General features: G+C 61.8%; 11 protein-coding genes. 7 read left to right on the forward strand and 4 right to left on the reverse strand.

Annotated elements, in window-relative coordinates; genetic code table 11:
* The 5 genes from pepN to ACHHTY_RS10705 all read left to right on the forward strand — a co-directional run.
* Positions 1–2,452: aminopeptidase N (gene pepN, locus ACHHTY_RS10685; protein WP_395494126.1), on the forward strand; the 2,452-nt coding region annotated here is incomplete at its 5' end.
* Positions 2,453–2,709: 257 nt separating this feature from the next.
* The gene (gene efp / locus ACHHTY_RS10690; protein ID WP_395494127.1) at positions 2,710–3,273 is read left to right on the forward strand and encodes an elongation factor P; all 564 of its coding nucleotides are present in this window, start codon (positions 2,710–2,712) and stop codon (positions 3,271–3,273) included.
* 306 nt (positions 3,274–3,579) lie between these two features.
* Positions 3,580–4,509, forward strand: a complete 930-nt coding sequence (gene epmA, locus ACHHTY_RS10695; protein ID WP_395494128.1) for an EF-P lysine aminoacylase EpmA — start codon at positions 3,580–3,582, stop codon at positions 4,507–4,509.
* Between the two features lie 462 nt (positions 4,510–4,971).
* On the forward strand, positions 4,972–5,577 hold the full coding sequence (locus ACHHTY_RS10700; RefSeq protein ID WP_395494129.1) for an NF038143 family protein: 606 nt from the start codon (positions 4,972–4,974) through the stop codon (positions 5,575–5,577).
* Positions 5,578–5,730: 153 nt separating this feature from the next.
* The gene (locus tag ACHHTY_RS10705; protein WP_395494131.1) at positions 5,731–6,327 is read left to right on the forward strand and encodes an NF038143 family protein; all 597 of its coding nucleotides are present in this window, start codon (positions 5,731–5,733) and stop codon (positions 6,325–6,327) included.
* 24 nt (positions 6,328–6,351) lie between these two features.
* Here ACHHTY_RS10705 and ACHHTY_RS10710 read toward each other — a convergent pair whose 3' ends face one another.
* Both ACHHTY_RS10710 and ACHHTY_RS10715 read right to left on the reverse strand, forming a co-directional pair.
* On the reverse strand, positions 6,352–6,645 hold the full coding sequence (locus ACHHTY_RS10710; protein WP_395494132.1) for a hypothetical protein: 294 nt from the start codon (positions 6,643–6,645) through the stop codon (positions 6,352–6,354).
* 132 nt (positions 6,646–6,777) lie between these two features.
* Complete coding sequence (locus ACHHTY_RS10715) at positions 6,778–8,526, reverse strand: YeiH family protein (RefSeq protein ID WP_395494133.1); 1,749 nt, start codon at positions 8,524–8,526, stop codon at positions 6,778–6,780.
* A gap of 302 nt (positions 8,527–8,828) precedes the next feature.
* Here ACHHTY_RS10715 and ACHHTY_RS10720 point away from each other — a divergent pair, with 302 nt between their 5' ends.
* Together ACHHTY_RS10720 and ACHHTY_RS10725 are read left to right on the forward strand one after the other, a co-directional pair.
* On the forward strand, positions 8,829–10,907 hold the full coding sequence (locus ACHHTY_RS10720) for a c-type heme family protein (protein ID WP_395494134.1): 2,079 nt from the start codon (positions 8,829–8,831) through the stop codon (positions 10,905–10,907).
* A 191-nt stretch (positions 10,908–11,098) separates the two neighbouring features.
* Positions 11,099–12,511, forward strand: coding sequence for a sigma-54-dependent transcriptional regulator (locus ACHHTY_RS10725; protein ID WP_395494135.1), 1,413 nt, complete (start codon positions 11,099–11,101; stop codon positions 12,509–12,511).
* Positions 12,512–12,524: 13 nt separating this feature from the next.
* On the opposite strand, the gene ACHHTY_RS10730 is transcribed toward ACHHTY_RS10725, so the two are convergent.
* Both ACHHTY_RS10730 and ACHHTY_RS10735 read right to left on the reverse strand, forming a co-directional pair.
* The gene (locus ACHHTY_RS10730) at positions 12,525–12,947 is read right to left on the reverse strand and encodes a universal stress protein (RefSeq protein WP_395494136.1); all 423 of its coding nucleotides are present in this window, start codon (positions 12,945–12,947) and stop codon (positions 12,525–12,527) included.
* Positions 12,948–13,252: 305 nt separating this feature from the next.
* Positions 13,253–13,782: uracil-DNA glycosylase (locus ACHHTY_RS10735; RefSeq protein WP_395494138.1), on the reverse strand; the 530-nt coding region annotated here is incomplete at its 5' end.

The following is a 13,782-nucleotide window of genomic DNA, read 5'->3' on the forward strand; positions in this document are numbered from 1 at the left end:
CCATTTTTTCGTCGACCAGCTTTCTGGTGGCCGGGTCAAGCAGCCCTGCCGGCTGCTGCTGGCGGACCCGCCCCCCGAGTTCACCCTGGAGACGGTCAGCCGGATTTTCCCCGCCGCCAACACCGCCCTGGAAGGGCTCTATCGTTCCGGGGCGATGTTCTGCACCCAGTGCGAGCCGGAAGGCTTTCGCCGGATCACCTGGTATCCCGACCGGCCCGACGTCTCGGCCCCCTTCACGGTAACCATCAGCGCCGACCGCGAGAGTTGTCCGGTGCTGCTGGCCGGCGGCAATCCCTTGGACCGGGGAGAATTCCCCGGCGGCCGCCACTGGGCCAGTTTCCGGGACCCCTTTCCCAAGCCGGCCTACCTCTTCGCCCTGGTGGCGGGGGACCTGGTCGGGATCCATGACCGCTTCATCACCGCCGCGGGCCGGGAAATCGGCCTGGCGATTTACGTCGAGGCCCATAACCGGGACAAGTGCGCCCACGCCATGGCGGCCCTGCAGAAGGCCATGCGTTGGGACGAGGAAACTTTCGGCCTGGAATACGACCTCGACCATTATCTGATCGTGGCGGCGGACGACTTCAACATGGGGGCCATGGAAAACAAGGGCCTCAACATCTTCAACGCCCGTTACGTCCTGGCCCGGCCCGAGAGCGCCACCGATGACGACTTCGAACAGATTGAAGCGGTGATTGCCCACGAATATTTCCATAACTGGACCGGCAACCGGGTTACCTGCCGGGACTGGTTCCAGTTGAGCCTCAAGGAGGGGCTGACCGTTTTCCGCGAACAGCTTTTCTGCCAGGCTTTTCATTCCCCGGGCGTTAAGCGGATCCAAGATGTCCGGCTCCTGCGGGAAAACCAGTTCGCCGAGGATGCCGGCCCCCTGGCCCATCCGGTCCGCCCGCAATCCTACCTGGAGATCAACAATTTTTATACCCTGACCGTTTACGAGAAAGGGGCCGAACTGGTGCGGATGCTCCATACTCTGCTCGGGCCGGCCGCCTTCCGCCGGGGCTTGTGCCACTATCTCGAGCGCCACGATGGGGGGGCGGCCACCATCGAAGACTTCCTCGCCGCCATGGCCGCGGCCGGCCAGCGCGATCTGGGCTGCTTTGCCCGCTGGTACGAGCAGGCCGGCACCCCCTTGCTGCGGGTTCGCGATGATTACCAGGCCGCCGGGGGGCGCTACACCCTGGCGGTGGAGCAAAGCCTGCCGCCGCTGCCTGGGTCAGCGCCGCCGGCACCGGCGGCTCCCAGCCCGCCGCCGTTGCATATCCCCCTGGTTTTGGGCCTGCTGGCGCCGGACGGGCGTGAAATCAGCGCCCACCTGCTGGAGCTGACCGAGCCCCAAACAACTTTTGTTTTCGAAGAGCTGCCGGTCCGCCCGGTGCCCTCCCTCCTGCGAGGCTTTTCCGCCCCGGTGCGGCTGGCATACGATTATGACGATGAGCAGCTGCGGCTGTTGCTGACCCATGATTCAGACCCCTTCTGCCGCTGGGAAGCCGGCCAGCGTTTGAGCGGCAAACTGCTGCTGGATTTGGCCGGCCGCTGGCGGCAAGGGGAGGAAATTCGGCTGTCCCCTGACTTCATTGAACTTTACCGGCAATTGCTGGCGGACGCGGCCAGCCAGGAGGACAAATCTTTTGCCGCCCTGCTGCTGGCCCTGCCCGCCGAGGATTACCTGGCGGAACAGATGACGGTGATCGATGTCGAGGCCATCCATGCCGCCAGGGAGTCGTTCCGGCGGCAGTTGGCCGCCGCCCTGCGGCCCCAATGGCTGGCCCTGTATGAGGAAAACCGGGCCGCCGCCGGCCGGCCCGGTTCAGCGGGACAGGCCGAGCAATATGATTCCGGCCGGGCCGGTTGCCGCCGGCTGCAAAACCTGGCCCTGGCCTTTCTGCTGGCCCTGGCCGACAATGAGGTCTTTGCCCTGGCCCGGCGCCAGTTCGCCGCCGCGGACAACATGACCGACTCCCTGGCCGCCCTCAAGGCCCTGGTTCATGCCGCCGCCCCGGCCGCCCCCGCCGCCCTGGCCGAATTTGCCGCCCGCTGGGGCGCTGACGCCCTGGTCATGGACAAATGGTTCAGCGTCCAGGCCACCGCGCCCCGGCCGGCTACCCTGGCCGTAGTGCGGGAACTGATGAAACACCCCGCTTTCCGGCTGGAAAATCCCAACCGGGTCCGGGCCCTGATCGGGGCCTTTGCCGGGGCCAATCCGGTCGCCTTTCACCAGGCCGGCGGGGCCGGCTACCGCTTTCTGGCCGAGCAGGTTCTGGCCCTTGATCCCCGCAATCCCCAGATTGCCGCCCGCCTGGCCGCCCGCCTCAGCCGCTGGCGCCGCTACGACCAGGAGCGGCAGGAATTGATGCGGAGAGAATTGGCAAGAATTCTGGCCGCCCCCGGTCTTTCTCGCGATGTCTACGAGGTGGCGAGCAAGAGCTTGTAAGCTCCGGTAAGTGAAGCCTGCCAGGCGGCGGTTGCCAGGGGCTCGTTCCGTTGCCGCTTGAATCAGGCCAATTTCCGGCTTAATGGCCGCAACCCCGCGGGGCACGGCTTTTTGCTTGCAAAAGAGCGGCTTTCCGGTTAGTAAACACTGTTTTTCGAGGAGCGGTCCGGCCGTGCTCTCCGCTGCTCGACCAGGCTGCAAAGTCCAGCCAAAATTCCGCGCCGCCCATTCGGCAACTTCAAGGAGATAGCAAGAAAATGTACACCGCTTCCGATCTGCGCAAGGGTCTTAAGATCAAATTCGAGGGCGACCCCTATATCGTCACCGATTTCGAGTTTTCCAAGCCCGGCAAGGGCCAGGCTCTCTATCGCTGCCGGCTGCGCAACATGATCACCGGCAACGCTTTCGACCGCACCTTCCGCTCCAACGACAAGTTCGAGCCGGCCCCCCTGGAAGAACGGACCATGCAGTTCCTTTACGCCCAGGCCGACGAGTACAACTTCATGGACACCAAGAGCTATGAACAGATCGTGATCCGCAAGGAACTGCTGGGGGACGACGTCAACTTCCTGATCGACAACATGGAAGTCAGCGTCCTGCTTTACCACGAACGGGCCATCGGGGTTACCCTGCCCAACTTCGTGGTGCTGACCGTAACCCAGGCCGACCCGTGGGCCAAGGGGGATACCAGCGGCAGCGACACCAAGCCGGTAACGGTGGAAACCGGCTATGTGCTGCAGGTGCCCCCGTTCATCAACGAGGGCGACCGCCTCCAGATCGACACCCGCACCGGCCAGTACGTGACCCGGGTCAAGGAGTAAGGGCAGCCCCCACCGTGCCCAATGCCGGGCGGCGGCTACCAGGCAGGAATAAAGCAACGACTCTGTCGCCCCCGGCTCCGCTTTGCCAGAGTCGCGGCTCGCGGCCAAGCGCCTTGCAGGCAGGAAGTAAACGTTCAGCAGCACCCCAGATTCGGGCGATCAGCCAAGCTTACGTTCACGGGGTCCGCGGCGCCTGGCTGCTTGCCCGAATCTGGGGCGCTGCTGAACTTTTACGGCCCTTTAAATCAGTAGGTTAGTGCCCCTGTTGAACGGGCACGGCAGGAAAAATCGGAAGGGAAGATCATCATGTTCAACCTGTGGGGGCGGGCCGTAATCATCCGGGCCGTCCGCCGCTTTTTCGATCGGCGCGGCTACCTTGAGGTGGAGACCCCCCTGCGCCTTCCCACTCTGGCTCCCGAACCCCATCTGCTGCCCCAGCGGTCCGGGCAGTGGTTCCTGCAGACCTCCCCGGAACTTTGCATGAAACGCCTGCTGGCCCGGGGGATTCCCAAAATCTACCAGATCTGCAAATGCTTCCGCCGGGAAGAACGCGGGAGCCGTCATCTGCCGGAATTCACCATGTTGGAGTGGTACCGGGCCGAGGCCGATTACTGCGATCTCATGAGCGAATGCGAGGAGCTGCTGCCGGCGGTGGCTGCCGCCCTGGCCGATACCGCCGGGACCGAGCGGGAATTGGCCCGGCCTCGGCCGGAGACGGCGCTGTTCGCCGGTCCCGGGAACCATCTGGCCCCTTCCTGGGAGCGGCTCACGGTGGCCGAGGCCTTTCGCCGTTATGCCGGCATCGAGGTCGAGGAGGCCTTGCGCCGCGATCTCTTTGACCAGTTGCTGGTTGAGCGCATCGAGCCCCGCCTGGGGCAGGGCCGTCCCACCTTTCTCTGCGATTACCCGGCCGCGTTGGGGGCGTTGGCCCGGCTCAGTCCAACCAATCCGGCGGTGGCTGAGCGTTTCGAGCTTTATGTCAAGGGCCTCGAACTGGCCAACGGCTTTTCCGAATTGACCGATCCCGCCGAGCAGCGCCGGCGTTTCGAGGGGGATCGAGCGTTGATCCGGGCCGCCGGCCGCCGGCCGCCGCCATTGCCCCGGCGCTTCCTGGCCGATCTGGCGGAGATGCCCCCGGCCGCCGGGATCGCCCTGGGCATCGATCGCCTGGCCATGATCCTGCTCGGTGCCGAGCGGATCGATCAGGTGCAGGCCTTTACCCCGGAACAACTTTGACCAGAAAAGGGAGTTGGTTTTTGCCGGTGGGAAAGCGAATTATTCGGCCATCATAAGGGGCCCGGCCGTCCCGGCCGGCTGATCGCCGATCACCGGCGAGCGGCGGGGCCAACCTGAAATGACCCTGGGTGCCGGGTGGGGATCATCCGGCCAGCGGCAACCAGGATGAAGTGGTTCTTTTCGGCTATCTCCATTATGTTGGAGCGTATTTTGCATGTGGTAACCAGGATGGGGCCGGGTTTTGCGGTGAGCTCGGTCCCTGGTCGCCGATACAAGGTCCTTCATGGCCCCGCACGGCTGATTCCATCCGCCGCTTGCCGGCCCTCGCGGCCCTGCGCCCGGGCCCCAATTGCCATCGCGCTGCGCTGCCATCGTGGCGGTTCGTTTTGCACAAAACTCTGATGCCTCAACCGGCAACGGGCCTGATCAGCCGCCCCGGGCACTGGATTATCAGGAGGATTCATGGATATCAAGGAGCTGCACAAAAACCTGCGGATTGTCGAGGAATATGAATTCAGCTTTGCCCGTCGGCTGGGCAAGGGGGTGATCGAAAAACCGAAAATTTCCGTCTGGTTGGTTCTGCTGCCCATCCTTTTTGTCCATTACGCCCAACGGATCCGCCAGTACAAGACGGGATTGCAGCAATTCTGCGACGGGGTTCAGCATACCCGGAAATTCGCCCTGGGGGAGACGGTGGATGAATTGCAGGGTACCGCGCAAACCCCGGACTACCGTAGCAGCTTTCTCCGGGGCCATCCCGACGGCGGGCCGGCGGTGGAGGAAGTCCTGCGGCAGCAGCTGGCGGAAATCGCCTTGCTCCGCGACCATTTTCGCCGGCTGTTGACGACCACATCGGCAGATGACTATGGGGTCATGGTCCGCAAGGCCTATGGCACCGAGTCCTCCTATCGCGATTTTCTCGAGCAGTTGGAACAGGTGGAAGAACGGGTGCGGTTGGCGGTCCTGCAGGCTTTTCAGCCCGGCCCGGCGGCGCAGGAGGTGGAAGATCGGATGACCAGGCTGAGCAAGGATCTGCGGGAGGAAGAAATCCGTTTTATTTTTCGCTGAAACCGGCAGAAGTTTTTTGCTGGCAACTGTTCACGGGGTTCCGCAGGATGTGGTGCCCGTGACCGCTTACGTTTGCTGCCGCCGGCGTGGCCCCGGACCCCGACCGGCTGGTCAGGCTTTCACCCCGCAACAATTGCCAAGGAGGTCTTTGTCATGCCGTCAAACCTGGTGGAAAATTGCCGCATCATCCGGGAGCACGAATTCAACTGCGCCCGGCGCCTGGCCAAAGGCGTGCTGCAGAAGCCGAAAATATCGATCTGGCTGATCTTGGTTCCCGTGCTCTTTATCTATTACGCTCGCCGGATAAAATTTTATAAAGCGGATTTGCAGAGGGTTTGCGATGGCGTGGTGCATAGCAAGAACTTTGCCCTGGACGCGGCGGCGGCCGAGTTGCAGGGCGAAGCCGTGCCGGATTTCCGCAAGCAGTTCCTGAGCAAGCATCCCAATCCGACCCGCAAGGTGGAGGAGGTTTTCAAGCTCCAGGCCGCCGAGATTGAACTGCTGATGGCTCACTATCGGCGCTTGCTGGCGGGGGCGGCTGACGATTATGCCGGCCTGGTCCGCAGGGCTTATAAAGGGAAAAGAAGTTATCGTGAATTTCTGGAAGCGCGTGGCCGCGCCGAAGAGCAATTGGGGGTGGCGGTCCTGGAAGCTTTTCAGTCGGGGGAAGAGGCCAGAGCGGTACACCACCGGATGGTCAAACTGGCCAGGGAGTTGCGGGAGGAAGAGCTGAGCGAGGTTTTCTCCTGATTGGAGCGAACCTGGCCGGGATCTTCAGCGACGCTGTGCGTTGCGGACATAAATCTCCGCTTCCGCGGTTTTTTCCGACTGGGTGTACCAGTAAGTGGTGACGTCGACATCGGCGTCGCGGATTGCCGTCATGGTCGGCTGGAGAGCGGGCAAGGTTTGTCCCCAGGGCAAGACCACCTGGGCCAGCAACCAGAACAGGCCGAGGGCCAGGATCAGTTTGCACCAGCCGCCGGCTTTCCCGGGTGAGGGCCGGGGGGCTTTGCCTCCCGCTTGCTCACTGCTTGGGCCGCTGTGGCTGTTTCCGTCTTTACTGATCATTGGCTTAGATTTCCCCGGTGCAGTTTTATAATTACCGGTGCGGCCGGTCGCCGGATCGGCATGCCGGAAACGGTTGGCCGTTCAGCGGGGCCAAAACCACCGGCCCCGCTGAACGGCTGAGGTTTTATAAGATTAGCCGGCCAACAGGCTGTCGGTAACGCTCCTGAAGACCACCATGAACATCAAGCCGGCGACCAGGAAGGTCAGCAGCAGGTTCAGGCACTGACCGCAGACGTAGAGAATAACCGGCTTACCGCCTGTGAAGTGGCGGGCCAGGGCCCGGAAATCAGCGGACAGACCGATGCTGACAAAGGCCATGATGAAGAACCAATCCCGCAGCGGCCGGCTGAAACCGCGCAGTACGCCTTGGTCGATCATGACATCCCCGGCGCTGCCCATCCCCACCAGCATGGTCGAGAAGATAAAGGAGGCGGCGATGAAGCCCAGAACGAACTTGGGGAAGCGGTACCAGATCTCCATCGGGCTTACCTGCTGGCCGGCGACACAGTCCACCCTGGCGCACCAGTAAACCGCCACCGCGAAGGCGATGACGCCGATCAGGATATTCTGGATCATTTTGACCGTGGCCGCCACGAACATCCCGGCCTCACCCAGGAAGGCGCCGGCCGCTACCACCGCGCCGGTGGCGTCAATGGTGCCGCCGATCCAGGCGCCGCCCCAGACCGGATTCAAGCCGATGGCGACGATAAAGGTGGGCAGGGCGATCATCATCACCGCGGTGAAAAGCATCGACATCCCGACGGCGATGGTCAACTCTTCCTTGGTTGCCCGGCAGGCCGCGGCGGTGGCGATGGCCGCCGAGACCCCACAGACCGACATATCGGCGGAAACGGTTATATTAAGGGTTTTGGACTCCATCTTCAGCACCTTCTGGCCGAAGATAAAGGTCAGAATCAGGACGGTGGGGGTGACGAGCCAGGCGGTGACGATCCCGGGCAACCCGATGGCCACCATTTTACTGAAGAGGATTTCCGCTCCCAGCAGCACCAGACCGGTTTTGATAAAGTATTCGGTCTGGATGGCGGACTTGACAAAATTGGGTGTCCCCAGGGTATTGCTGATCAGCAGCCCGAGGACGATGCCCCAGATCAACGCCCCGAAGCCATACTCCCGCATGGTGGCGTTGTTGCCGATAATGTAAGCAATGATCGCCAGGAGGAAAACAAACCAGAATCCCTTAATGAATTGGGCGGTGTTGATGCCCATGAAGCGGGTGCCGGCGGCGAAAAACAGCATGATCAGGATCATCGCCCCAAACAGATAGGGAATCTTATTGTCGGCCTGGGTATTGGCCCGGCCGCGCAGGCTGCGTTCTTTGTCCCGGGCGCCGCGCCATTCGCGGATGGCGGCATTGGCCTGACTGTTGAGTTCCCGGTTGGCAAACCCCGCTGCTTCGGCCGCCGCCTGGGCTTCCCGGGCCGTTGCCAGGGCCGCCTTGGTTACTTCCTGGGCCGCCTCGTAGGCGGGCTGGGCTTTGGCCCGAATTTCGGCCGCCGCGGCTTCGCTCCGGTAAAGGGAGTCGAGGGGGCTGGCGCTCCACCGACCAGGCTTTTGCGTCCACTTCTCCAGGGTTTTGCCGTGGGGTTCATTACGGGCCCGGAGGCCGCTCTTGGTATCGTTGGCCTGGTGCCATTCGATGGTATCGAAAGGCGCGCGGGCCTCTTCCGCGCTCATGGTTGCTTCGGCCCTGGCCAGTTTTTCATGCATGTCGGCCGGCGGCCGCGGTAAAAAGATGATCAGGCCGACGATCAGAATGATGAAACCCAGCCAGATCGCCCACCAGTCCTCCTTCTTCCATAGTTCCGACCACTCCCATTTGCCGCGGTCGACAACCACCTCGCTTTTTTCCGTAGCTGCCATAAGTTCTCCTCCTGGGTCTTGGTATTATTGTGGGGCCCCAATGAACCCCCGACCACTTCCATAATGACCGCAGGGAAAGCAAGGACAGTGCCAATCCGGCCTCAGATCCGGGGAATTTCGTTAAAAAAACGTTAAGTCAGATAGATGATCAAATGCTGGCAGTTCACTAAGTCGGTTCCCCGTCACTTTGCTGAAGCGTTATTTGGATTTTTGCAGAGGCAGTGCTTCCATGAGTTGACACTTGACCGAGAGCATGCTTTACTGTGGTGCTTCCAATTGGACTCAACCACCGAGGTTGGCTAATGTCTTGGCCCCAGAGCAGTTCGGGAACAGGGATCGGCAAACGGCTCCCCCGCCGGCCGCGCTTGCGCCGGCCGGGGCTGCAGGGGCGCTTTCAATTGGCCCTGGCCGGACTGCTGCTGGTTTTCTGTGTTTTCGCCGCCCTGCTGGTCTATCGCTACGAGCTCAGGATGCTGGAAGGAGAGTCCTTTCGCCAGACCGAACTGGTGATGGTGGCGGTCAGCTCAGCCCGCAAGTATGTCCAGGAGATTCTGCGGCCGCGGATTCGGGAAGTGGTGGGTCAGGAAGAGTTCATTGTCGAGGCCATGTCCACCTCCTTTGTCTCCCGCCAGGTGATGGAATTTTTCCGCGATGACATGCCGGAATTTCAGTACCGGCGGGTCAGCCTGGGCGCCCGTAATCCCCTGTTCGAGGCCGACGAAACCGAACGGCGGATGATCGAACATTTCCAGGCCAGTCCCGACGAGCAGGATTGGCGGGGCATCATGGCCCTTGAGGGAGGGCGCTACTTCATGCGCTTCAGCCCGGTGGTGTTCACCGAAGAGTGCATGCTCTGCCATGGCGAGCCGGAAGACGCCCCGGCCTACCTGGTGGATCGCTACGGCCGGGAGGGTGGTTTTCACCGTCGTCCGGGCACGGTGGAGGGGGTGGTGAGCATCGCCATTCCGGTGGAGCACGGCCTGGCCCGGATCCGGGAAATGACCGTGACCATCTTCGGTACCGCCTTTCTCTTGATGATCCTGCTCTACGTGGCCATCACCTTCTTCTTCAACCGGCTGATCGTCAACAACCTGCGGGACATGCTGGCCCTGTTCTGGGGCAATCTCAGCGACGAAAAGGGCCGGGAACTTTTGGGGCGAACCCGGACCATGGATGAAATCGGCGAACTCAACACCGCCGCCGAAATCATGGCCGGCCATCTCCAGGAAGTCCAGGCAGATCTGCGCGATCATGTCGAGAACCTGGAGGAAAAAGTGGCCAACCGGACCCGGGCCCTGAAAGAAATGGCTCGGTTGCTCCAGGACAAGGAACTGCTGCAGACGGTTTTTGACGGGATTACCGACCTGGTGGTGCTGATGGACAGCCAAGGGCGGGTGTTGATGGTCAACCGCGCTCTGCGGGAGCGTTACGGCCTGCCCGAAAGTGAGTTGCTCGGCCTGGAAATTGACGACCTGGCGAGCCGTTATCCTGAGCCGTTCGCGGCCTTTGCCCGGATTGCGGCGATTCCGTTGCGGGAGTCCTATTCCGATGAAATCACTTTGGGCGCCACCAGTTTCGCGGTCTATTTTTTCCCGGTGTCCGGGGCGCGGGAGGGGGTGGTCGGCTACGCCAAGGATGTTACCGGCCAGAAAGTCAGCGAGCGCCGGATGCAGCAGGCCGAGAAGATGGCCGCCATCGGTCAGTTGGCCAGTGGCGTAGCCCACGAAATCAACAATCCTCTAGGCGCAATCATCTGCTACCTCGATCTGTTGCGCGAGGATTTGCAGGGCATGCCGGCCCAACTGGCCGATCTCGAGGTTATTGCCAAGAATGTCCGTTTTTGCCAGGGGATCGTGGCCGGCTTGCTGGGATTCGCCCGGCGGCGGCCCGCCGAGAAAAAACCGACCGTCTGGGCCGAAGTAATCGATGAAGTAGTGGCCACCGTCAGCCATCAGATACGGCAGAAGGGGATTGCCCTGGAGGTTGAACAGGAGCCGGATTTGCCCCGCCTCAATATCGACCGGGAGAAAATGCGCCAGGTGCTGCTGAATCTGTTGCTCAATGCCATCCAGGCCTGCGAGACCGCCGATCAGCATGCGGCCCCGGCGCATGGTTCTCGCCGGATAAAGGTAGCCACCCGCTACAACCGTGAACAGGAAATGGTGGAAACCCTAGTGGCCGATGACGGGGTGGGTATCGCGGCCGAGCATCTCGATAAGATCTTCGAGCCGTTTTTCTCCACCAAGGAGCAAGGCAAGGGTACCGGATTGGGGCTGTCCTTAAGCTACGGTTTTGTCAGCGAGCATGACGGTGATATTCGGGTGGATAGCCGGCCGGGTCAAGGCAGCCGCTTCACCGTGATCCTCCCGGTTACGACCTGATCGCCGCAAGATTGTCGACGTCGCAAAAAACCGCGACGACGACGGGGCACGCTTCATAGCTTGTTGTTTTACCATTACCGACCAACGCGTTTGGCGGATTTTTGTATGGTTGTCAAGATTGGATGCTGATGAATAGTTGCTTGCCGATTTGAGTTGGACAATTACCTCAAGGGAACCGTTGGCGGTGAAGGATGGTTGAGCGCATACTTATTGTTGATGACCAGGAAGATCTGGCCCGGGGAGTTGCCCGGACCCTCCAGCGCCTTTTTCCCCGGATCAAGGTAGTGTTAGCCACCAGCGGCGACGAGGCCCTGGCCCGTTCCGAACATGAGGCCATCGACCTGGCTCTGGTCGATATCAGGATGCCGGGAATGGACGGTCTCGAACTGTTGAGTCGGTTGCGGGAGCGGGATCATGAGTTGACGGTGCTGATCATGACCGGACACGCCACCATCGAAACCGCGGTGGATGCCATCAAACGGGGAGCTTACGATTTCATCACCAAGCCTTTTGACCGGGAAACCCTCCGCCGGGTGGTGGGCAAGGCCTTGGAGCGCAATCGCCTGGTACGGGAAAATCTTGATTTCAAGCGGCGATTTTGCGGCCGGGAATCAGTGGGAGGATTTGTCGGCCGCAGCGAGGTGATGCAGCGTTTTTACGAATCACTGCAAACCGTGGCCCATACCGACTACACCGTGCTGATCCGGGGTGAATCGGGCACCGGCAAGGAGCTGGCGGCCCGGGCGGTGCATGAACTCAGTGGGCGCCGGGAGCGGCCCCTGGTGATGGTAAACTGTCCGGCCATCCCGGAAAACCTGTTGGAAAGCGAACTGTTCGGGCATCAACGCGGGGCTTTCACCGGGGCCGATCGCGACCGCAAGGGGCTTTTTGCCGAAGCAGACGGCGGCACCATCTGCCTGGACGAAATCGCCGATATTCCGGTGACGGTTCAGACCAAGCTGCTCCGGGTCCTGCAGGAGCAGGAAGTTCGTCCCTTGGGCGCCACCACCACCAGCATCGTTGATGTCCGGGTCATCGCCGTTACCAACCAGGATCTGGAGGCCAAGATCGCCGAGCGCTCTTTCCGCGAGGATCTTTTCTATCGGCTCAACGTGGTGACTCTGCACACCCCCGCCCTGCGGGAAATTGCCGAGGACATCCCTCTGCTGGCCGAGCATTTCGCCCAGAAGGCCTGTTGCGAGCTGAAGCTGCCGGAAAAACGCCTCAGTCCCGCAACCCTGGAAATGCTGGTGAACCGGGCCTGGCCGGGCAACGTTCGCCAGCTGCAGAACGCGGTGCGCCAGGCCGTAATGTTCAGCCGGGGGGCAATGGTGGTGCCGGAGGATTTTCGCTTTGCCGATGGTTCGGGTTCGGCGGTGATGAGCCGGCAAGGGTCCGGGTTGAACGGCAACGGCGGGGAAGGTAAGAGTTATAAGGATGCCAAGGAGGAAATCCTCAACACTTTCACCGGCGAGTACGTGGTTCGGTTGCTGGCCGACACCGGGGGCAATGTCAGCCGGGCGGCCCGCCAGTCGGGACTGACCCGGGCCGCCCTGCAGAAAATCATGCGCCGGGTCGGCATCGACCCGGAAGAGTTTCGCTGATAAACGTCGCTGCTTACCTGATTACGATCACGCTGCGTTTGCTGTTGTTCACCACCTTGTTGGCCACGCTGCCCAGCGCGCCCGAGCCGGCCCCGGCGTGCTTGCCGGCGGCGCCGATGATGATGAAGTCGGCGTTGACCTGATCGGCGGATGCCAGGATGCTTTCCGCCTCCGTTCCAGACTGGATCATGACTTCAGCGGGAATGTTCTGGGCCGCCAGTTTGTCGCTGATTTTCGTTTTGATCCCCTCGGCTTCTTTACGCAGGGTGCCGGTGAGGGCGTCGCATTCGTCCTTGCCGATGGACAGCAGGCAGAGATCGGCGACGACGATCACCACGTTGATCTTGCTTCCAGGATATTTGCCGGCTAATTCCACGGCATGATCCAGGGCCTTGGCGGCGTTTTGCGAGCCATCGTGCGGTACGAGCAGGTTCATGGGCGTCCTCCTTGGTAAGAAGTTATGATATTGCCGTTGCTGGATTGGTCAGATGACTATCCTCGCAAGCAACATGTGTTCCACCTGGGCGGATAAAAAAATAATAATGGATAAAATAACCTTTAATCGGTGCTTTGATGCTTGGTGAGTTTTCTTTTGCCCGGGGAGCGGGCCGGCCTGGGGTGAATTTTGGCGTATAGGCAGGGCGGCAGGTGGCAACCGAAGTTGCCAGTTCCGGGCAGGCTGGTCGGTCGGCCCGGGGCGGAGAGGCAGGACCGCCGGGGCGGGCCATTTGGCGGCAAAGCTTAGCGGCGTCCCAGCTTTTTTTGGATCAATTGCAGATCCTGCCAGGCGGCCTTTTTCATTTCCGGGTGGAGCAGGAGAAAATCCGGGGCCAGGGTCGGCATCAGGTCGATGCCCTGCCATTGGTGGAATCTGCCCCGCAACTGGAGCAGGTTCTGGCGGCTGCGCAGGAGGGCCTGGGCCGGGAGTGGGCCCAGGGTGCAGATCAGCCGCGGCTGGAGCGCCGCGATTTGCTGGAGCAGGAAAGGCAGACAGGCCTGGATTTCCTCGGAGTTCGGCGGCCGCCGGTCGGGTTGGGCGCACTTGACCAGGGTGGTCAGGTAAACCTGGTCGCGATCGAGTTTGATTGCCGCCAGCATGCGGTCGAGCAGCTCTCCGGCCGGGCCCTGGAAAGGCAGGCCGGCGGCCTCTTCCTCCGGCCCGGGGGCTTGGCCGATCAGCAAGAGCCGGGCCTGGGGATTGCCCTGGCCGAAGATGATCCGTTGGTGCTGCCGGCCGCGGGGGCAAAGGCGGCAATGGCCGGCTTGCTCCT

The sequence above is a fragment of the Desulfurivibrio nitratireducens genome, from assembly GCF_044068515.1.
Taxonomy (GTDB): Bacteria; Desulfobacterota; Desulfobulbia; order Desulfobulbales; family Desulfurivibrionaceae; genus Desulfurivibrio.

Coding starts and splice junctions, on each gene's coding strand:
- ACHHTY_RS10715 (WP_395494133.1), bottom strand. CDS start 8,526: ATGGCAGCTACGGAAAAAAGCGAGGTGGTTGTCGACCGCGGCAAATGG.
- ACHHTY_RS10720 (WP_395494134.1), top strand. CDS start 8,829: ATGTCTTGGCCCCAGAGCAGTTCGGGAACAGGGATCGGCAAACGGCTC.
- ACHHTY_RS10725 (WP_395494135.1), top strand. CDS start 11,099: ATGGTTGAGCGCATACTTATTGTTGATGACCAGGAAGATCTGGCCCGG.
- efp (WP_395494127.1), top strand. CDS start 2,710: ATGTACACCGCTTCCGATCTGCGCAAGGGTCTTAAGATCAAATTCGAG.
- ACHHTY_RS10700 (WP_395494129.1), top strand. CDS start 4,972: ATGGATATCAAGGAGCTGCACAAAAACCTGCGGATTGTCGAGGAATAT.
- epmA (WP_395494128.1), top strand. CDS start 3,580: ATGTTCAACCTGTGGGGGCGGGCCGTAATCATCCGGGCCGTCCGCCGC.
- ACHHTY_RS10730 (WP_395494136.1), bottom strand. CDS start 12,947: ATGAACCTGCTCGTACCGCACGATGGCTCGCAAAACGCCGCCAAGGCC.
- ACHHTY_RS10705 (WP_395494131.1), top strand. CDS start 5,731: ATGCCGTCAAACCTGGTGGAAAATTGCCGCATCATCCGGGAGCACGAA.
- ACHHTY_RS10710 (WP_395494132.1), bottom strand. CDS start 6,645: ATGATCAGTAAAGACGGAAACAGCCACAGCGGCCCAAGCAGTGAGCAA.